Origin of the sequence: Streptomyces hyderabadensis (genome assembly GCF_020404845.1) — a bacterium.
In the GTDB taxonomy this organism is placed as follows: domain Bacteria; phylum Actinomycetota; class Actinomycetes; order Streptomycetales; family Streptomycetaceae; genus Streptomyces; species Streptomyces hyderabadensis.
The window spans coordinates 57,214-76,067 of sequence record NZ_JAIOJZ010000037.1 but is presented as its reverse complement, the minus strand read 5'-3'; the positions used below and the strand labels follow the sequence as shown (position 1 = coordinate 76,067).

General features: G+C 71.1%; 19 protein-coding genes. 18 read left to right on the top strand and 1 reads right to left on the bottom strand.

The window, feature by feature from the left end:
• From K7854_RS25615 to nusB, 6 genes are all read left to right on the top strand, one after another.
• Nucleotides 1-487, top strand: a 487-nt coding sequence (locus K7854_RS25615; RefSeq protein WP_226028898.1) for a shikimate kinase, incomplete at its 5' end; no start/stop codon positions are given.
• Nucleotides 484-1,575, top strand: a complete 1,092-nt coding sequence (gene aroB, locus K7854_RS25610) for a 3-dehydroquinate synthase (RefSeq protein WP_226028897.1) — start codon at nucleotides 484-486, stop codon at nucleotides 1,573-1,575. The genes K7854_RS25615 and aroB, both read left to right, overlap by 4 nt.
• 167 nt (nucleotides 1,576-1,742) lie before the next feature.
• Nucleotides 1,743-2,693 carry a Pro-rich N-terminal domain-containing protein gene (locus K7854_RS25605; protein WP_226028896.1) on the top strand — a complete coding sequence of 317 codons (951 nt, stop codon included), beginning with the start codon at nucleotides 1,743-1,745 and terminating at the stop codon, nucleotides 2,691-2,693.
• 164 nt (nucleotides 2,694-2,857) lie between these two features.
• Complete coding sequence (locus K7854_RS25600; RefSeq protein WP_226028895.1) at nucleotides 2,858-3,964, top strand: aminopeptidase P family protein; 1,107 nt, start codon at nucleotides 2,858-2,860, stop codon at nucleotides 3,962-3,964.
• A gap of 63 nt (nucleotides 3,965-4,027) precedes the next feature.
• Nucleotides 4,028-4,594, top strand: a complete 567-nt coding sequence (gene efp / locus K7854_RS25595; RefSeq protein ID WP_087810360.1) for an elongation factor P — start codon at nucleotides 4,028-4,030, stop codon at nucleotides 4,592-4,594.
• A 2-nt stretch (nucleotides 4,595-4,596) separates the two neighbouring features.
• Nucleotides 4,597-5,025 carry a transcription antitermination factor NusB gene (nusB, locus tag K7854_RS25590; protein WP_226028894.1) on the top strand — a complete coding sequence of 143 codons (429 nt, stop codon included), beginning with the start codon at nucleotides 4,597-4,599 and terminating at the stop codon, nucleotides 5,023-5,025.
• Nucleotides 5,026-5,133: 108 nt separating this feature from the next.
• Here nusB and bldD read toward each other — a convergent pair whose 3' ends face one another.
• Nucleotides 5,134-5,637: a transcriptional regulator BldD gene (gene bldD / locus K7854_RS25585; RefSeq protein ID WP_003977337.1), complete on the bottom strand. Its 504-nt coding sequence runs from the start codon at nucleotides 5,635-5,637 to the stop codon at nucleotides 5,134-5,136.
• Nucleotides 5,638-5,933: 296 nt separating this feature from the next.
• Between bldD and pyrR the strand changes: the two genes are divergently transcribed.
• From pyrR to coaBC, 12 genes are all read left to right on the top strand, one after another.
• Complete coding sequence (pyrR, locus tag K7854_RS25580) at nucleotides 5,934-6,503, top strand: bifunctional pyr operon transcriptional regulator/uracil phosphoribosyltransferase PyrR (RefSeq protein ID WP_226028893.1); 570 nt, start codon at nucleotides 5,934-5,936, stop codon at nucleotides 6,501-6,503.
• A gap of 112 nt (nucleotides 6,504-6,615) precedes the next feature.
• Nucleotides 6,616-7,596 (top strand): aspartate carbamoyltransferase catalytic subunit, encoded by a 981-nt coding sequence (locus K7854_RS25575; protein ID WP_226028892.1) that lies wholly within the window; start codon nucleotides 6,616-6,618, stop codon nucleotides 7,594-7,596.
• A 4-nt stretch (nucleotides 7,597-7,600) separates the two neighbouring features.
• Nucleotides 7,601-8,887 (top strand): dihydroorotase, encoded by a 1,287-nt coding sequence (locus K7854_RS25570; protein ID WP_226028891.1) that lies wholly within the window; start codon nucleotides 7,601-7,603, stop codon nucleotides 8,885-8,887.
• The gene (locus K7854_RS25565) at nucleotides 8,884-9,459 is read left to right on the top strand and encodes a PH-like domain-containing protein (RefSeq protein ID WP_226028890.1); all 576 of its coding nucleotides are present in this window, start codon (nucleotides 8,884-8,886) and stop codon (nucleotides 9,457-9,459) included. Before K7854_RS25570 ends, K7854_RS25565 begins: the two co-directional genes overlap by 4 nt.
• Nucleotides 9,456-10,598, top strand: a complete 1,143-nt coding sequence (carA, locus tag K7854_RS25560; protein ID WP_226028889.1) for a glutamine-hydrolyzing carbamoyl-phosphate synthase small subunit — start codon at nucleotides 9,456-9,458, stop codon at nucleotides 10,596-10,598. The genes K7854_RS25565 and carA overlap by 4 nt, the downstream gene beginning before the upstream one ends.
• The gene (gene carB / locus K7854_RS25555) at nucleotides 10,591-13,899 is read left to right on the top strand and encodes a carbamoyl-phosphate synthase large subunit (RefSeq protein WP_226028888.1); all 3,309 of its coding nucleotides are present in this window, start codon (nucleotides 10,591-10,593) and stop codon (nucleotides 13,897-13,899) included. The genes carA and carB overlap by 8 nt, the downstream gene beginning before the upstream one ends.
• A gap of 78 nt (nucleotides 13,900-13,977) precedes the next feature.
• Nucleotides 13,978-15,084, top strand: a complete 1,107-nt coding sequence (locus tag K7854_RS25550) for a quinone-dependent dihydroorotate dehydrogenase (RefSeq protein WP_226028887.1) — start codon at nucleotides 13,978-13,980, stop codon at nucleotides 15,082-15,084.
• Nucleotides 15,081-15,926 (top strand): orotidine-5'-phosphate decarboxylase, encoded by an 846-nt coding sequence (pyrF, locus tag K7854_RS25545; protein WP_226028886.1) that lies wholly within the window; start codon nucleotides 15,081-15,083, stop codon nucleotides 15,924-15,926. Before K7854_RS25550 ends, pyrF begins: the two co-directional genes overlap by 4 nt.
• A 223-nt stretch (nucleotides 15,927-16,149) precedes the next feature.
• On the top strand, nucleotides 16,150-16,473 hold the full coding sequence (locus tag K7854_RS25540) for an integration host factor (protein WP_016572363.1): 324 nt from the start codon (nucleotides 16,150-16,152) through the stop codon (nucleotides 16,471-16,473).
• 37 nt (nucleotides 16,474-16,510) lie between these two features.
• Nucleotides 16,511-17,104 carry a guanylate kinase gene (gmk, locus tag K7854_RS25535; RefSeq protein WP_226028885.1) on the top strand — a complete coding sequence of 198 codons (594 nt, stop codon included), beginning with the start codon at nucleotides 16,511-16,513 and terminating at the stop codon, nucleotides 17,102-17,104.
• 62 nt (nucleotides 17,105-17,166) lie between these two features.
• On the top strand, nucleotides 17,167-17,439 hold the full coding sequence (gene rpoZ, locus K7854_RS25530; RefSeq protein ID WP_003977348.1) for a DNA-directed RNA polymerase subunit omega: 273 nt from the start codon (nucleotides 17,167-17,169) through the stop codon (nucleotides 17,437-17,439).
• Nucleotides 17,440-17,587: 148 nt separating this feature from the next.
• On the top strand, nucleotides 17,588-18,790 hold the full coding sequence (gene coaBC / locus K7854_RS25525; protein WP_226028884.1) for a bifunctional phosphopantothenoylcysteine decarboxylase/phosphopantothenate--cysteine ligase CoaBC: 1,203 nt from the start codon (nucleotides 17,588-17,590) through the stop codon (nucleotides 18,788-18,790).
• The last annotated feature ends 64 nt before the right edge of the window (nucleotides 18,791-18,854 follow it).

Sequence of the window (18,854 nt, the reverse complement as noted above, 5' to 3'; positions counted from 1 at the left end):
TCCGATGGGGGTCGGCAAGTCCACGGTGGGGCAGCTGCTCGCGGAGCGGCTGGGCGCGGGGTACCGGGACACGGACGAGGACATCGTCGCCGCCCAGGGACGGGCCATCGCCGAGATCTTCGTGGACGAGGGCGAGGCCGCCTTCCGGGCCTTGGAGAAGGAGGCCGTGCGGAGCGCGCTCGCCGGGCATGAGGGTGTCCTGGCCCTGGGCGGCGGCGCGGTCCTGGACGCGGACACCCGCGCGCTGCTGGCCGGGCAGCGCGTCGTCTACCTCTCGATGGATGTCGAGGAGGCCGTGAAGCGGACCGGTCTGAACGCGGCGCGTCCGCTGCTGGCGGTCAATCCGCGCAGGCAGTGGCGCGAGCTGATGGAGGCCCGTCGGCACCTCTACGAGGAGGTGGCCACGGTCGTCGTGGCCACCGACGGGCGTACGCCCGAAGAAGTCGCCGAAGCCGCCCTGGACGCAGTGGAGTTGAAGGAAGCATGAGCGAGGCAGTCACCCGGATCCAGATCGGCGGCACCGCGGGATCCGACCCCTACGAGGTCCTGGTGGGCCGTCAGCTCCTGGGCGAGCTGGGCGGTCTGATCGGCGCCAAGGCCAAGCGCGTGGCGGTGATCCACCCGGAGGCGCTCGCCGAGACCGGTGACGCCCTGCGCGCCGACCTCGCCGAGCAGGGCTACGAGGCGATCGCCATCCAGGTGCCCAACGCCGAGGAGGCCAAGACCGCCGAGGTCGCGGCGTACTGCTGGAAGGCACTGGGCCAGTCCGGCTTCACCCGCACCGACGTGATCGTGGGCGTGGGCGGCGGTGCCACCACCGACCTGGCCGGATTCGTGGCCGCGACCTGGCTCCGCGGGGTGCGCTGGATCGCCGTCCCCACCACGGTGCTGGCCATGGTGGACGCCGCCGTCGGCGGCAAGACCGGCATCAACACCGCCGAGGGCAAGAACCTCGTCGGCTCCTTCCACCCGCCGGCCGGTGTCCTGTGCGACCTCGCCGCCCTGGACTCCCTCCCGGTCAACGACTACGTCTCCGGCCTCGCCGAGGTCATCAAGGCCGGCTTCATCGCCGACCCGGCGATCCTCGACCTGATCGAGTCCGACCCGCAGGCCGCGCGCACCCCGGCCGGACCGCACACCGCCGAGCTGATCGTGCGCTCCATCAAGGTCAAGGCCGAGGTCGTCTCGTCCGACCTCAAGGAAGCGGGCCTCAGGGAGATCCTCAACTACGGTCACACGCTCGGCCACGCCATCGAGAAGAACGAGCGCTACAAGTGGCGCCACGGCGCCGCCGTGTCGGTCGGCATGCACTTCGCCGCCGAACTCGGCCGGCTCGCGGGCCGGCTGGACGACGCCACCGCGGACCGCCACCGGGCCATCCTGGAAGCGGTCGGCCTCCCGCTGCACTACCGCTACGACCAGTGGCCCAAGCTCGTCGAGAACATGAAGGTCGACAAGAAGTCGCGCGGCGACCTGTTGCGCTTCATCGTCCTTGACGGCCTCGCCAAGCCCACCGTGCTGGAGGGTCCCGACCCGGCCGTCCTCCTCGCCGCCTACGGTGAGGTGGGCGAGTAGTACCCCGGTGCGCCGTTCCGCCCGATTCGCCGTGCGGGACGGGCACTTCGGACCGCCCCCGGCCGTTCACCAAACGACGGCCGGGGGCGGTACCGTTCGGTAGCAAGACGGCGGGCCCCCTTCCCGCAGTCAGCGCCCATCGCCTGTACGAGACGGAGTGGCACCGGATGCAGCACCCAGTGGGTTCTCCGCTGCCGCCGCCCCACCAGCCGGGGCACGGACCGGCCCTCGGCTGGTCCCCGGCCGCACACCACCCTGGCCCGTCCCAGGGACCCGCCCCCGTACCGCCGCCCGCGCCGGGATACCCCACGGCGCCGCGCCAGACCCCGGCCCCGCACCCGGGACCCGGCGCGGCCCCGTACCCGGGTTCCGGCAGCCCGGCCCCGCACCAGCCGCCTCCCGCCCAGTCACCCCACCTGCCGCCTTCCGCCCCGGCATCGCATCGGCCGGCCGGCGCCCCGCCCGTGCCGGACACCACCGGGCATGTGCCGCTGCCGCCCGGCGGCCCGGTGGCCGTGCCCAGCGTGCCGCCCGCCGCGTCGGCCGCGCCCGACCCCACCACGACCACCCTCGCGGTGCTGCTCATCGGCCCCGCGGGCGCGGGAAAGACCAGCGTGGCCAAGTACTGGGCGGACCACCGCCGGGTCCCGACCGCGCACATCAGCCTGGACGACGTGCGCGAATGGGTCCGCTCCGGCTTCGCCGACCCCCAGACCGGGTGGAACGAGCACTCGGAGGCGCAGTACCGCCTCGCCCGCCGCACCTGCGGCTTCTCCGCGCGCAACTTCCTCGCCAACGGCATCTCCTGCATCCTCGACGACGCGGTCTTCCCGGACCGCCCGGTCGTCGGCCTCGGCGGCTGGAAGCGGCACGTCGGCCCCGGCCTGCTCCCGGTCGTCCTCCTGCCGGGCCTGGACATCGTCCTGGAGCGCAACGCCGAACGCAGCGGCAACCGACGCCTCACCGACGAGGAGGTCGCCCGCATCCACGGCCGCATGGCCGGCTGGTACGGCTCCGGCCTCCCCATCATCGACAACTCCCAGCTCGACATCCCGGAAACCGCCCAGCTCCTCGACGAGGTCCTCTCCCGCTCGATAGCCAGCCCCCCCAGCTGGTAAGCGCCCCGAAGGGGCGCGGGGAACTGCGCGAGCAACCCCCACCGGCGTCCGGCCGCCACACAACCCAAGCCCCCACCCCTACAGGCGCACCCCGCATCCCCGGGGCCCCGCCCACTCGGCCCACCCAAGCGGCGCCCCCACCGGCGGAGCCATACGCTCGGCTCATGTCAGAGGTCTACGCGGCCCGCCGGACGCGCCTACGGGAACGCTGCAACGCGGGCGGCAGCGCGGCGGCGCTCGTCTCCCGGCCCGCCAACGTGCGCTATCTCGCGGGTGCCGCCCCGCACGGCGCCGTACTGCTGCTGGGCAGGACCGAGGACCTGCTGGTCTGTTCCGGCCCACCGGACGACCGGCCGCACGAGGGCCGGCCCGACGAGTCCCTGCAGCTCCGCACCCTGCCCGGCCCCGGCGGCGACCCGGCCGTCGCGGCCACCGGTCTCGCCGCGGAGCAGGGTGCCGAGTCCCTCGCCACGGAGGACCACCACCTCACCGTGGTCCGGCACCGCGCCATGCGCTCGGTCGCGCCGACGCTGCGCCTGACCGACCTGGGACAGGCCGTCGAGCAGCTCAGGGTGGTCAAGGACGAGGAGGAGATCTCCTGCCTGCGCATCGGCGCCGAGATCGCCGACCAGGCACTCGGCGAGCTGCTGGAGTCCATCCTGGTCGGCCGCACCGAGCGGCACCTCGCCCTGGAGCTGGAACGCCGCCTCGTCGACCACGGTGCCGACGGCCCCGCCTTCCCCACCTCCGTCGGCACCGGACCGAACTCCGGGCGCCGCGGACACCGGCCCACCGACCGGCGGGTGGAGGAGGGCGACTTCCTCTCCGTGTGCCTGGGCGCGACGTACCGCGGATACCGCTGCGAGATCGGCCGTACGTTCGTCATCGGCACCTCTCCGGCCGACTGGCAGATCGAGCTGTACGACCTCGTCTTCGCCGCCCAGCGGGCCGGACGCGAGGCCCTCGCACCGGGCGCCGCCTGCCGTGACGTGGACCGCGCCGCCCGCCAGGCACTGGACTCGGCGGGGTACGCGGAGAACCTGCCGGCACTCACCGGTCACGGTGTCGGACTCGAAATCGACGAGGACCCGCAATTGGCCCCCGCGGCCATGGGTAAACTGGACGCTTGTGTGCCGGTCACCGTCGAACCGGGGGTCCACCTCCCGGGCCGGGGCGGGGTCCGGATCGATGACACGCTCGTCGTGCGCCCCGAGGCGGACGGCGGACCCGAGCTACTCACCATCACGACCAAGGAGCTGCTCGCGCTCTAGCCTCGCGCTGTGCGTACGCTCCCGGGTCGTCCACGTCAGTCCAGTCCAGGAGATTCCGCAACCGTGGCTTCCACGAACGACCTCAAGAACGGCCTGGTGCTCAAGCTCGAAGGCGGCCAGCTCTGGTCCGTCGTCGAGTTCCAGCACGTCAAGCCCGGCAAGGGCCCGGCCTTCGTGCGCACCAAGCTCAAGAACGTGCTTTCCGGCAAGGTGGTCGACAAGACCTTCAACGCCGGCGTCAAGGTCGAGACGGCCACTGTCGACAAGCGTGACATGCAGTTCTCGTACATGGACGGCGACTACTTCGTCTTCATGGACATGGAGACGTACGACCAGCTGATGATCGACCGCAAGGTCGTCGGCGACGCCGCCAACTTCCTGATCGAGGGCTTCGAGGCCACCGTCGCGCAGCACGAGGGCGAGGTGCTCTTCGTCGAGCTGCCGGCCGCCGTCGAGCTGACCGTCCAGGAGACCGAGCCGGGCGTCCAGGGCGACCGTTCCACCGGCGGCACCAAGCCCGCCACCCTGGAGACCGGTCACCAGATCAACGTCCCGCTCTTCATCACCACCGGTGAGAAGATCAAGGTCGACACCCGTACGAGCGACTACCTCGGCCGGGTGAACAGCTAACCGTGGCTGCTCGCAACACGGCCCGCAAGCGCGCCTTCCAGATCCTCTTCGAGGGCGATCAGCGCGGCGCCGACGTCCTGACGGTGCTCGCCGACTGGGTCCGGCACTCCCGGTCCGACACCCGGCAGCCGCCGGTGAGCGAGTACACGATGGAGCTGGTCGAGGGCTACGCCGGGCGCGCACAGCGCATCGACGAGCTGATCGCCCAGTACTCGGTCGACTGGACGCTGGACCGGATGCCGGTCGTCGACCGCAACATCCTGCGCCTGGGCGCGTACGAGCTGCTCTGGGTCGACGAGACCCCGGACGCCGTCGTCCTGGACGAGATGGTGCAGCTGGCGAAGGAGTTCTCCACGGACGAGTCGCCCGCGTTCATCAACGGGCTTCTCGGCCGGCTGAAGGATCTCAAGCCGTCGCTGCGCCGGGAGTAGCTCCACGAGCCGTGCCCGCGCCGCACACACGCAAGAAACCGCCGGGGTGGCCGGAACCGAAAGGTTCCGGCCACCCCGGCGGCACGTTTCTGCTGAGGCGGGGGAGGGTCAGAGCTCGTCGTGGGATGCCACCGCGCGGCGCGCGTCCGCGTCCAGGACACCCCAGCTGATCAGCTGCTCGGTGAGGACCGAGGGCGACTGGTCGTAGATGACGGCGAGTGTGCGCAGGTCGTCCTGGCGGATCGAGAGCACCTTGCCGTTGTAGTCACCGCGCTGCGACTGGATCGTGGCCGCGTACCGCTGCAGCGGGCCCGCCTTCTCGGCCGGCACGGTGGCCAGCCGCTCCAGGTCCAGGACCAGCTTCGGCGGCGGCTCGGCGGCACCGCCCGGGGTGGTGCCCGGCAGCAGCTCCTGCACGGGAACGCCGTAGAAGTCCGCCAGCTCGGCGAGGCGCTGCACGGTCACGGCACGGTCGCCGCGCTCGTACGAACCGACCACCACGGCCTTCCAGCGGCCCTGGGACTTCTCCTCGACACCGTGGAGGGAAAGGCCCTGCTGGGTGCGGATGGCCCGGAGCTTGGCCCCGAGCTGTTTGGCGTATTCGCTGGACATATGGCTCCCCGGACAAGGTGTCGACGCGGCAGGCTGTGTTGTCGGCCGCGCGGCTGGTAACTCACTGTGAGGTTACGCAGCGTTACTCTGCTGCGTCAAGCCGAATGGTCCGCACCGACTCTTCCGTGGTATTCGCGATCCGTTACTCCGGACGGGTGATCGACGTGCGGCAGAAGGGTGACAGGGGAGTGTCAGGGGGCCTGCGGAGCCGGTCTGTGTGCCTGCTACCGTAGGTGGCGCATATCCGACGTCCTTTAAGGTCCGTCCCGTGAGGCGGAGAAGGGGGTCCGTTTCGTATGGACAAGCAGCAGGATGCCCGGCCCGTTCTGGAGGGGCCCGACATCGCGCGGGTGCTGACCCGCATCGCCCACGAGATCGTCGAACGCGCCAAGGGCGCCGACGACGTGGTGCTCCTCGGCATCCCGACCAGGGGCGTCTTCCTCGCCCGGCGGCTCGCCGACAAGCTGGAGCAGATCACCGAGCGCAAGATGCCGGTCGGCTCGCTCGACATCACCATGTACCGCGACGACCTGCGCATGCACCCACCGCGCGCCCTGGCCCGCACCGAGATCCCCGGTGACGGCATCGACGGCCGCCTGGTCGTCCTCGTCGACGACGTGCTGTTCTCCGGCCGCACCATCCGCGCCGCCCTCGACGCGCTGAACGACATCGGCCGCCCGCGCGCGGTGCAGCTCGCCGTCCTCGTCGACCGCGGCCACCGGGAACTGCCCATCCGCGCCGACTACGTCGGCAAGAACCTCCCGACGTCGCTGCGGGAGACGGTCAAGGTCCAGCTGGCCGAGGAGGACGGTCGCGACACCGTGCTGCTCGGTGCCAAGCCGGACGCCTCGGGCGCCCACCCGTAGCACTCCGCGTACGCGCCGCCGTGCCGTGCGCGCGCTCGGCGTGCCCGCAGGCGCGCCAGGCCGCCCGAATTATCCCGCTCTTCCGCATGACTCGCCCTACGGAGCCTGACAGATGCAGCGTCATCTCATCTCGGCCGCCGACCTCACCCGCGACGACGCCGTCCTGATCCTCGACACCGCCGAGGAGATGGCCCGGGTCGCGGACCGGCCGATCAAGAAACTGCCCACCCTGCGCGGCCGCACCGTCGTCAACCTCTTCTTCGAGGACTCCACCCGGACCCGGATCTCCTTCGAGGCCGCCGAGAAGCGGCTGTCCGCGGACGTCATCAACTTCACCGCCAAGGGCTCCAGCGTCTCCAAGGGCGAGTCCCTCAAGGACACCGCCCAGACCCTGGAGGCGATGGGCGTCGACGCCGTCGTCATCCGGCACAGCGCCTCCGGCGCCCCCTACCGCCTGGCCACCTCCGGCTGGATCGACGCCCACGTCATCAACGCCGGCGACGGCACCCACCAGCACCCCACCCAGGCCCTGCTGGACGCCTTCACGATGCGCCGCCGCCTGGTCGGCCCCGACGCCGGGATCGGCAAGGACCTGGACGGCCGCCGCGTCACCCTGGTCGGCGACATCCTGCACAGCCGGGTCGCCCGCTCCAACGTCGACCTGCTGCACACCCTCGGCGCCCAGGTCACCCTCGTCGCCCCGCCCACCCTGCTCCCGGTCGGCGTCGAGACCTGGCCCTGCGAGGTCTCCTACGACCTCGACTCCACGCTGACCAAGTCCGACGCCGTGATGCTGCTGCGCGTGCAGCGCGAGCGGATGAACGCGGCCTTCTTCCCCACCGAGCGCGAGTACTCCCGCCGCTACGGTCTCGACGGCGACCGGATGGCGAAGATGCCCGACCACGCCATCGTGATGCACCCCGGCCCCATGGTCCGCGGCATGGAGATCACCGCCGAGGTCGCCGACTCCGACCGCTGCACCGTCGTCGAGCAGGTCACCAACGGCGTCTCCATCCGGATGGCCGTCCTCTACCTGCTGCTCGGCGGCAACGAGCCCGCCGTGTCCCACGCCCGCCCCACCGAGGAGAAGTAAGAACATGAGCAAGACCCTGATCCGCGGTGCGAAGGTGCTCGGCGGCGAGCCGCAGGACGTGCTGATCGACGGCGCGACGATCGCCGAGGTGGGCACGGGCCTGTCCGCCGAGGGCGCCGAGGTGATCGAGGCCGGCGGCAAGGTGCTGCTGCCGGGCCTGGTCGACCTGCACACCCACCTGCGCGAGCCCGGCCGCGAGGACTCCGAGACGGTGCTGACCGGCACCCGCGCCGCGGCGAGCGGCGGCTACACCAACGTCTTCGCCATGGCCAACACCTTCCCGGTCGCCGACACCGCCGGCGTCGTCGAGCAGGTCTGGCGGCTCGGCCAGGAGTCCGGCTACTGCGACGTACAGCCCATCGGCGCCGTCACCGTCGGCCTGGAGGGCGCCAAGCTCGCCGAACTCGGCGCCATGCACGAGTCCGCGGCCGCCGTCACCGTCTTCTCCGACGACGGCAAGTGCGTCCACGACGCCGTGATCATGCGCCGCGCCCTGGAGTACGTGAAGGCCTTCAACGGCGTCGTCGCCCAGCACGCCCAGGAACCCCGGCTCACCGAGGGCGCCCAGATGAACGAGGGCGTCGTCTCCGCCGAGCTGGGCCTCGGCGGCTGGCCCGCCGTCGCCGAGGAGTCGATCATCGCCCGGGACGTACTGCTCGCCGAGCACGTCGGCTCCCGCGTCCACATCTGCCACCTGTCGACCGCCGGGTCCGTCGAGATCGTCCGCTGGGCCAAGTCCCGCGGCATCGACGTCACCGCCGAGGTCACCCCGCACCACCTGCTCCTCACCGACGAGCTGGTCCGGTCGTACAACCCGGTCTACAAGGTCAACCCGCCGCTGCGCACCGAGCGCGACGTCATGGCCCTGCGCGAGGCGCTCGCCGACGGCACCATCGACATCGTCGCCACCGACCACGCCCCGCACCCGCACGAGGACAAGGACTGCGAGTGGGCCGCCGCCGCGATGGGGATGGTGGGCCTGGAGACCGCGCTGTCGGTGGTGCAGGAGACCATGGTGGACACGGGCCTGCTGGACTGGGCCGGCGTCGCCGACCGGATGTCCTTCAAGCCCGCGCAGATCGGACAGGCCACCGGACACGGCCGTCCCGTCTCGGCCGGTGAGCCCGCCAACCTCACCCTCGTCGACACGGCATACCGTGGTCCGGTGGACCCCGCGGGCTTCGCCTCGCGCAGTCGCAACACCCCCTACGAGGGGCGTGAGCTGCCGGGCCGTGTGACGCACACGTGGCTGCGGGGCAAGGCCACGCTCGTCGACGGGAAGCTCACGTGACATCTGCAGCACCGGTAATCCTGCTGGCCGCCGAGAAGGAATCGGCGCAAGTGACCGACTGGGCCGCCCGCGCCGGCTGGGTCGTCGGCCTCGGCCTCTTCGTCGCGCTCGTCTACTGGCTGATGCGCGAGGGCTGGAAGTGGCGCGGCACGCTCCAGAGCGACCTGCCGGCCCTCCCCACCGCGCCGGACGACCCGGGTGCGGCGAAACTGGTGCTGAGCGGCCGCTACCACGGTTCCACCACCGCCGGTCAGTGGCTGGACCGCATCGTCGCGCACGGCCTGGGCACCCGCAGCCGGGTCGAGCTGACCCTGACCGACGCGGGACTGGACGTCGTACGGCCCGGCGCCGCCGACTTCTTCGTCCCCGCCGCCGCGCTGCGCGAGGCCCGGCTCGACAAGGGCATCGCGGGCAAGGTCCTCACCGAGGGCGGCCTGCTGGTCGTCACCTGGGCGCACGGCGACAAACTGATCGACTCCGGCTTCCGCTCCGACCACGCGGCCGAGCACAACGAGTGGGTCGAGGAACTGAACGACATGATCAACAAGACGGAAACGGAAGGCGCACGATGACGACCTCCACCAGGGGAGCCCACCGGACTCCCGCCGTACTCGTCCTGGAGGACGGCCGGATCTTCCGCGGCCGCGCCTACGGGGCCGTGGGGGCCACCTTCGGCGAAGCCGTGTTCTCCACCGGCATGACCGGCTACCAGGAGACCCTCACCGACCCGTCGTACCACCGTCAGGTGGTCGTCATGACCGCCCCCCACGTGGGCAACACCGGCGTCAACGACGAGGACATGGAGTCCAAGAAGATCTGGGTCTCCGGCTACGTCGTGCGCGACCCCGCACGCGTGCCCTCCAGCTGGCGCTCCACGCGCACGCTGGACGAGGAGCTGGCCGCCCAGGGCGTGGTCGGCATCTCCGGCATCGACACCCGCGCGCTGACCCGCCACCTGCGCGAGCGCGGCGCCATGCGCGTCGGCATCTTCTCCGGCCAGGCGCTGCCCGACGAGGGCACCATGCTCGCCGAGGTCCGCCAGGCCCCCGAGATGAGCGGCGCCGACCTCTCCGCCGAGGTCGCCACCACCGAGGCGTACGTCGTTCCGGCGATCGGCGAGAAGAAGTTCACCGTCGCCGCCGTCGACCTGGGCATCAAGGGCATGACCCCGCACCGGATGGCCGAGCGCGGCATCGAGGTGCACGTGCTGCCCGCCACGGCCACCGTCGAGGACGTCTACGCCGTGGAGCCGGACGGTGTGTTCTTCTCCAACGGCCCCGGCGACCCCGCCACCGCCGACCACCCGGTCTCCGTCATGCAGGGCGTCCTGGAGCGCGGCACTCCGCTCTTCGGCATCTGCTTCGGCAACCAGATCCTGGGCCGCGCCCTCGGCTTCGGCACCTTCAAGCTGAAGTACGGCCACCGCGGCATCAACCAGCCGGTGCAGGACCGCACGACCGGCAAGGTCGAGGTCACCGCGCACAACCACGGATTCGCCGTCGACGCCCCGCTCGACCAGGTCTCCGACACCCCCTACGGCCGCGCCGAGGTCTCCCACGTCTGCCTCAACGACAACGTGGTGGAGGGGCTCCAGCTCCTCGACCGGCCGGCCTTCAGCGTCCAGTACCACCCCGAAGCGGCCGCCGGCCCGCACGACGCCGCCTACCTGTTCGACCGCTTCGTGAAGCTCATGGAGGGCCAGCGTGCCTAAGCGCACCGATATCCAGTCCGTCCTGGTCATCGGCTCCGGCCCGATCGTCATCGGCCAGGCCGCCGAGTTCGACTACTCCGGCACCCAGGCGTGCCGGGTCCTGAAGTCCGAGGGCCTCAGGGTCATCCTCGTGAACTCCAACCCGGCGACGATCATGACCGACCCGGAGATCGCCGACGCCACCTACGTCGAGCCGATCACCCCCGAGTTCGTCGAGAAGATCATCGCCAAGGAGCGCCCCGACGCGCTGCTGCCCACCCTGGGCGGCCAGACGGCCCTCAACACCGCGATCTCCCTGCACGGCAACGGCGTGCTGGAGAAGTACGGCGTCGAGCTGATCGGCGCCAATGTGGAGGCCATCAACAAGGGCGAGGACCGCGACCTGTTCAAGGAGGTCGTCGAGGAGGTCCGCAAGAAGATCGGCCACGGCGAGTCCGCCCGCTCCTACATCTGCCACTCCATGGACGACGTCCTCAAGGGCGTCGACGCGCTCGGCGGCTACCCCGTCGTGGTCCGCCCCTCCTTCACCATGGGCGGCGCCGGTTCCGGCTTCGCCCACGACGAGGAGGAGCTGCGCCGCATCGCGGGCCAGGGCCTCACCCTCTCGCCGACCACCGAGGTGCTCCTGGAGGAGTCCATCCTCGGCTGGAAGGAGTACGAGCTGGAGCTGATGCGCGACAAGAACGACAACGTCGTGGTCGTCTGCTCCATCGAGAACTTCGACCCCATGGGCGTGCACACCGGCGACTCGATCACCGTGGCGCCCGCCATGACGCTCACCGACCGCGAGTACCAGACCCTGCGCGACGTCGGCATCGCGATCATCCGCGAGGTCGGCGTCGACACCGGCGGCTGCAACATCCAGTTCGCGGTGAACCCGGCCGACGGCCGCGTCATCGTCATCGAGATGAACCCGCGCGTGTCGCGTTCCTCCGCGCTGGCCTCCAAGGCGACCGGCTTCCCCATCGCCAAGATCGCCGCGAAGCTCGCGGTCGGCTACACGCTGGACGAGATCCCGAACGACATCACGCAGGAGACCCCGGCCTCCTTCGAGCCGACCCTCGACTACGTGGTCGTCAAGGCCCCGCGCTTCGCCTTCGAGAAGTTTCCGAGCGCCGACTCCACCCTCACCACCACCATGAAGTCGGTCGGCGAGGCCATGGCCATCGGCCGCAACTTCACCGAGGCCTTCCAGAAGGCGCTGCGCTCGCTGGAGAAGAAGGGCAGCCAGTTCACCTTCGTCGGCGAGCCCGGCGACAAGCTGGAGCTGCTGCGGGAGGCCGTCCGGCCCACCGACGGCCGCATCAACGCCGTCATGCAGGCCATCCGCGCGGGCGCCACGCCCGAGGAGGTCTTCGAGTACACGAAGATCGACCCCTGGTTCGTCGACCAGCTCTTCCTGATCAAGGAGATCGCCGACGAGCTGGCCGCCGCGCCCGAGCTGACCGGCGACCTGCTCGCCGAGGCCAAGCGGCACGGCTTCTCCGACCAGCAGGTCGGCGAGATCCGCGGGCTGCGCGAGGACGTCGTCCGCGAGGTGCGGCACGCGCTCGGCATCCGCCCGGTCTACAAGACGGTCGACACCTGCGCCGCCGAGTTCGCCGCCAGGACGCCGTACTTCTACTCCTCCTACGACGAGGAGACCGAGGTCGCGCCGCGCGAGAAGCCGGCCGTCATCATCCTGGGCTCCGGCCCGAACCGCATCGGCCAGGGCATCGAGTTCGACTACTCCTGCGTCCACGCCTCCTTCGCGCTGTCGGACGCCGGGTACGAGACCGTGATGGTCAACTGCAACCCCGAGACCGTCTCCACCGACTACGACACCTCCGACCGGCTGTACTTCGAGCCGCTCACCCTGGAGGACGTCCTGGAGATCGTCCACGCCGAGCAGCAGGCCGGCCCGGTCGCGGGCGTCGTCGTCCAGCTCGGCGGTCAGACTCCGCTGGGCCTGTCCCAGGCGCTCAAGGACAACGGCGTGCCGGTCGTCGGCACCTCGCCCGAGGCCATCCACGCCGCCGAGGACCGCGGCGCCTTCGGCCAGGTCCTGGCGCAGGCCGGGCTGCCGGCCCCCAAGCACGGCACCGCCACCACCTTCGCCGGGGCCAAGGCCATCGCCGACGAGATCGGCTACCCGGTCCTGGTGCGGCCCTCCTACGTCCTCGGCGGCCGCGGCATGGAGATCGTCTACGACGAGACCCGGCTGGAGGCGTACATCGCCGAGTCGACCGAGATCAGCCCGTCCCGGCCGGTCCTCGTCGACCGCTTCCTGGACGACGCCATCGAGATCGACGTCGACGCCCTGTACGACGGCGAGGAGCTGTACCTCGGCGGCGTCATGGAGCACATCGAGGAGGCCGGCATCCACTCCGGCGACTCGGCCTGCGCCCTGCCCCCGATCACGCTGGGCGGCTTCGACATCAAGCGGCTGCGCGCCTCCACCGAGGGCATCGCCAAGGGCGTCGGCGTGCGCGGCCTGATCAACATCCAGTTCGCGCTGGCCGGGGACATCCTCTACGTCCTGGAGGCCAACCCGCGCGCCTCGCGCACCGTCCCCTTCACCTCGAAGGCGACCGCGGTGCCGCTGGCCAAGGCCGCCGCCCGCATCTCGCTGGGCGCCACCATCGCCGAGCTGCGCGCCGAGGGCCTGCTCCCGGCGAACGGCGACGGCGGCACCCTCCCGATGGACGCGCCGATCTCCGTCAAGGAGGCCGTGATGCCGTGGTCCCGCTTCCGGGACATCCACGGCCGCGGCGTCGACACCGTCCTCGGCCCGGAGATGCGCTCCACCGGCGAGGTCATGGGCATCGACTCCGTCTTCGGCACGGCGTACGCCAAGTCGCAGGCCGGCGCGTACGGGCCGCTGCCGACCAAGGGCCGCGCCTTCATCTCGGTCGCCAACCGCGACAAGCGCTCGATGATCTTCCCGGCCCGTGAGCTGGTCGCCCACGGCTTCGAGCTACTGGCCACCTCCGGCACCGCCGAGGTCCTCAAGCGCAACGGCATCAACGCCACCGTGGTGCGCAAGCAGTCCGAGGGCACCGGCCCGAACGGCGAGAAGACCATCGTCCAGCTCATCCACGACGGCGAGGTCGACCTCATCGTCAACACCCCGTACGGCACCGGCGGCCGCCTCGACGGCTACGACATCCGCACGGCGGCGGTGGCCCGCTCCGTGCCCTGTCTGACGACCGTCCAGGCGCTGGCGGCGGCGGTGCAGGGCATCGACGCACTCAACCACGGCGACGTGGGAGTGCGCTCGCTCCAGGAACACGCGGAATTCCTGACCGCGGCCCGCGACTAGCAGCCCCGAGGGGGACACCGGAAACGGTGTCCCCCTCTTCATGAGCCCCAGAGCACCGCAGAGGCTTCACGAGGACACATGTACAAGATCTTCTTCAAGCTCGTCTTCTCCCGCATGGACCCGGAGCGGGCCCACCACCTCGCCTTCCGCTGGATCCGCCTGGCCGTGCGCGTCCCCGTCCTGCGCACCTTCGCCGCCGCCGCGCTCGCGCCCCGCTTCAAGGAGCTGCGCACCGAGGCCCTGGGCCTGCGCATGCACGGCCCCTTCGGGCTCGCCGCCGGGTTCGACAAGAACGCGGTCGCGATCGACGGCATGGCGATGCTCGGTTTCGACCACGTCGAGATCGGCACCGTCACCGGCGAGCCGCAGCCCGGCAACCCCAAGAAGCGGCTGTTCCGGCTGGTCGGCGACCGGGCGCTGATCAACCGCATGGGCTTCAACAACGACGGCTCGCTGGCCGTCGCGGCCCGGCTGGCCTCCCGCACGCCCGTCTTCCGGACCGTCGTCGGCGTCAACATCGGCAAGACGAAGGTCGTCCCGGAGGAGGAGGCCGTCGGCGACTACGTGAAGTCCGCCGAGCGGCTGGCCCCGCACGCCGACTACCTCGTCGTCAACGTCTCCTCGCCCAACACGCCCGGCCTGCGCAACCTCCAGGCCACCGAGGCGCTGCGCCCGCTGCTGAGCGCGGTCCGCGAGGCCGCCGACCGCGCGGTCACCGCCCGGCGGGTCCCGCTGCTGGTCAAGATCGCGCCGGACCTCGCCGACGAGGACGTGGACGCGGTCGCCGACCTGGCCGTGGAGCTGGGCCTGGACGGCATCATCGCCACCAACACCACCATCGCCCGCGAGGGCCTCGGCCTGACCTCCTCGCCCGCCCTCGTCGCGGAGACCGGCGGTCTGTCCGGGGCCCCGCTCAGGGCGCGCTCCCTGGAGGTGCTGCGCCGCCTGTACGCGCGCGTGGGCGACCGGATCACCCTGGTCGGCGTCGGCGGCATCGAGACCGCCGAGGACGCCTGGGAGCGCATCCTGGCCGGTGCCACGCTGGTCCAGGGCTACAGCGCGTTCATCTACGAGGGCCCCTTCTGGGGCCGGGCCATCCACAAGGGGCTCGCCGCGCGCCTGCGGCAGAGCCCGTACGCCACCCTCGCCGACGCGGTCGGCGCCGACGTGAGGAAGCACGCATGACGGTGACGGAACCCTTCGGTGCCCGGCTGCGCCGCGCGATGGACGAGCGCGGGCCGCTGTGCGTCGGCATCGACCCGCACGCCTCCCTGCTCGCCGAGTGGGGCCTGAACGACGACGTGGCCGGTCTGGAGCGCTTCAGCCGCACCGTCGTCGAGGCGGTGGCCGACCGGGTCGCCGTGCTCAAGCCGCAGAGCGCTTTCTTCGAGCGCTTCGGCTCCCGCGGCGTCGCGGTCCTGGAGAAGGCGGTCGAGGAGGCGCGGGCGGCCGGTGCGCTGGTCGTCATGGACGCCAAGCGCGGCGACATCGGCTCGACCATGGCCGCGTACGCCGAGTCGTTCCTGCACAAGGACGCGCCGCTGTTCTCGGACGCGCTGACCGTCTCCCCGTACCTCGGCTACGGCTCCCTGAAGCCGGCCGTCGACCTGGCGCGCGAGAGCGGCGCGGGCCTGTTCGTGCTGGCGCTGACCTCCAACCCGGAGGGCGGCGAGGTCCAGCACGCCGTGCGGCACGACGGACGGAACGTCGGGGCGACGATGCTGGCGCACCTGGCCGCGGAGAACGCGGGGGAGGAGCCGCTGGGGTCCTTCGGCGCGGTGGTCGGTGCCACCCTCGGCGACCTGGCCTCGTACGACCTGGGCATCAACGGGCCGCTGCTGGCGCCGGGCATCGGTGCCCAGGGGGCCACGCCCGCGGACCTGCCGCGGGTGTTCGGCGCGGCGGTGCGCAACGTGGTGCCGAACGTCAGCCGGGGTGTTCTTCGTCACGGGCCCGAAACCGCAGCGTTGCGGAGTGCCACGGACCGTTTCGCGGCGGAGATCCGGACCGCGCTCTCGGCCCCCTGACTCTGGATACATCCTCAAATCAGAGGGAGTATGTCCTAAATGTCCGTCCTGACGGAGGCTGACCAGGACTTTTCCGCTGTTCTCGCTGACTCTGGCGGACTTGACCGCTAGTCTCCGTCGAGAGTCAACGGGCGAGCGTGTTGCTCGTGGCTCACCAGGTGAGGGGCGACTAGGTTCCTCACCGGTCCGTATCCGACAGTTCGACATCCGAGGTGACGTAGGCGTGGCTCTTCCGCCCCTTACCCCTGAACAGCGCGCAGCCGCGCTCGAAAAGGCCGCCGCGGCTCGCCGGGAGCGGGCCGAGGTCAAGAATCGACTCAAGCACTCCGGTGCCTCCCTCCACGAGGTCATCCAGCAGGGACAGAAGAACGACGTCATCGGCAAGATGAAGGTCTCCGCCCTCCTCGAGTCCCTGCCGGGCGTGGGCAAAGTCCGCGCCAAGCAGATCATGGAGCGCCTGGGCATCTCCGAGAGCCGCCGGGTGCGCGGTCTCGGTTCCAACCAGATCGCTTCCCTGGAGCGCGAGTTCGGCAGCACCGGCAGCTGAGTCCCGACCACTCCGCGATTGCTGGAATAATCGCTGCATGGCTGCAACACCCCGGGGGACGTCCCCCGTACCCCCGGACGCACGTCCGCGGCTGACCGTGCTCTCCGGCCCCTCGGGGGTCGGCAAGAGCACGGTCGTCGCCCATATGCGCAAGGAACACCCCGAGGTATGGCTGTCGGTCTCGGCGACGACCCGCAAGCCCCGCCCCGGGGAGCAGCACGGCGTCCACTACTTCTTCGTCAGCGACGAGGAGATGGACAAGCTGATCGCCAACGGCGAGCTGCTGGAGTGGGCCGAGTTCGCCGGCAACCGCTACGGCACGCCGCGCACGGCCGTGCTGGAGCGCCTGGAGGCCGGTGAGCCGGTCCTGCTGGAGATCGACCTCCAGGGGGCGCGGCAGGTCCGCGAGTCCATGCCCGAGGCCCGGCTGGTGTTCCTGGCCCCGCCCTCCTGGGACGAGCTGGTGCGCAGGCTCACCGGCCGCGGCACCGAGCCGCCGGAGGTGATCGAGCGCCGCCTCACCGCGGCCAGGGTCGAGCTGGCGGCCGAGCCGGAGTTCGACCAGACACTGGTGAACACCTCCGTCGAGGACGTGGCGCGCGAGCTGCTAGCCTTGACGAACGTCGTGTGATCGCCACTGGTCATCCTGCGGTCGTCCCGACTGAATCTTTCCCATCCATCGGAAGGTAGAGCGTGTCCTCTTCCATCTCCGCGCCCGAGGGCATCATCAACCCGCCGATCGACGAGCTCCTCGAGGCCACGGACTCGAAGTACAGCCTCGTGATCTACGCGGCCAAGCGGGCCCGCCAGATCAACGCGTACTACTCGCAGCTCGGCGAGGGCCTGCTGGAGTACGTCGGTCCGCTCGTCGACACCCACGTCCACGAGAAGCCGCTCTCGATCGCCCTGCGCGAGATCAACGCCGGTCTGCTGACCTCCGAGGCCATCGAAGGCCCGGCGCAGTAGTACCAGCGGCATCGGCAGTAATATCTTCAGCCTTGCGCTGACTTATCCACAGGCCCGGCAGTCCGACTGTCGGGCCTGTGGTGTGTGATGGGTCGTACACGCGGTCCGAGCGCGTGTACGAGCGCGGTATCCGAACCGGGGAGAGACGGTGGACAAGCCCAAGGTCGTTCTGGGGGTCAGCGGCGGCATCGCCGCGTACAAGGCCTGTGAGCTGCTGCGCAGACTCACCGAGTCGGGACACGACGTCCGGGTCGTCCCCACCGCCTCCGCGCTGCACTTCGTGGGCGCCGCCACCTGGTCCGCCCTGTCCGGCAACCCCGTGTCGACCGAGGTCTGGGACGACGTCCACGAGGTCCCGCACGTGCGCATCGGCCAGCACGCCGACCTGGTCGTCGTCGCCCCGGCCACGGCCGACATGCTCGCCAAGGCGGCCCACGGCATCGCCGACGACCTGCTCACCAACACCCTGCTCACGGCCCGCTGCCCGGTCGTCTTCGCGCCCGCCATGCACACCGAGATGTGGGAGCACCCGGCCACCCGGGAGAACGTGGCGACGCTGCGCCGCCGCGGCGCCGTGGTGATCGAGCCCGCCGTCGGCCGCCTCACCGGCGTCGACACCGGCAAGGGCCGGCTGCCCGACCCGGGCGAGATCTTCGAGGTCTGCCGCCGGGTGCTCGCCCGCGGGGTGCGCGAGCCCGACCTCGCCGGACGGCACGTGGTGGTCAGCGCCGGCGGCACCCGGGAGCCCCTCGACCCCGTCCGCTTCCTCGGCAACCGCTCCTCCGGCAAGCAGGGCTACGCCCTCGCCCGCACCGCCGCCGCCCGCGGCGCCCGCGTCACGCTGGTAGCGGCGAACGCGTCGATGCCCGACCCGGCCGGGGTCGACGTGGTGCGGGTCGGCACGGCGGTGGAGCTGCGCGAGGCGATGCTGCGCGCCGCGGCGGACGCGGACGCGGTCGTCATGGCCGCGGCGGTCGCGGACTTCCGGCCGGCGACGTACGCCACCGGGAAGATCAAGAAGAAGGACGACCAGGACCCCGCACCGATCGCCCTGGTGCGCAATCCGGACATCCTCGCGGAGATCTCCACGGCCCGGGCCCGCTCCGGGCAGGTGGTCGTCGGCTTCGCCGCCGAGACCGACGACGTGCTGGCCAACGGCCGGGCCAAGCTGAAACGCAAGGGCTGCGACCTGCTCGTGGTGAACGAGGTGGGGGAGCGCAAGACCTTCGGCTCGGAGGAGAACGAGGCGGTGGTCCTGGGCGCCGACGGGAGCGAGACACCGGTCGCCCACGGGCCGAAGGAAGCCCTGGCCGACACGGTCTGGGACCTGGTCGCCGCCCGGCTGGAGTGACTGACCCATTTGCTCCAAGGAGCCTCGAAGACGGCGCATTCGAGCGTGGCGCCCCTGGCCAAGG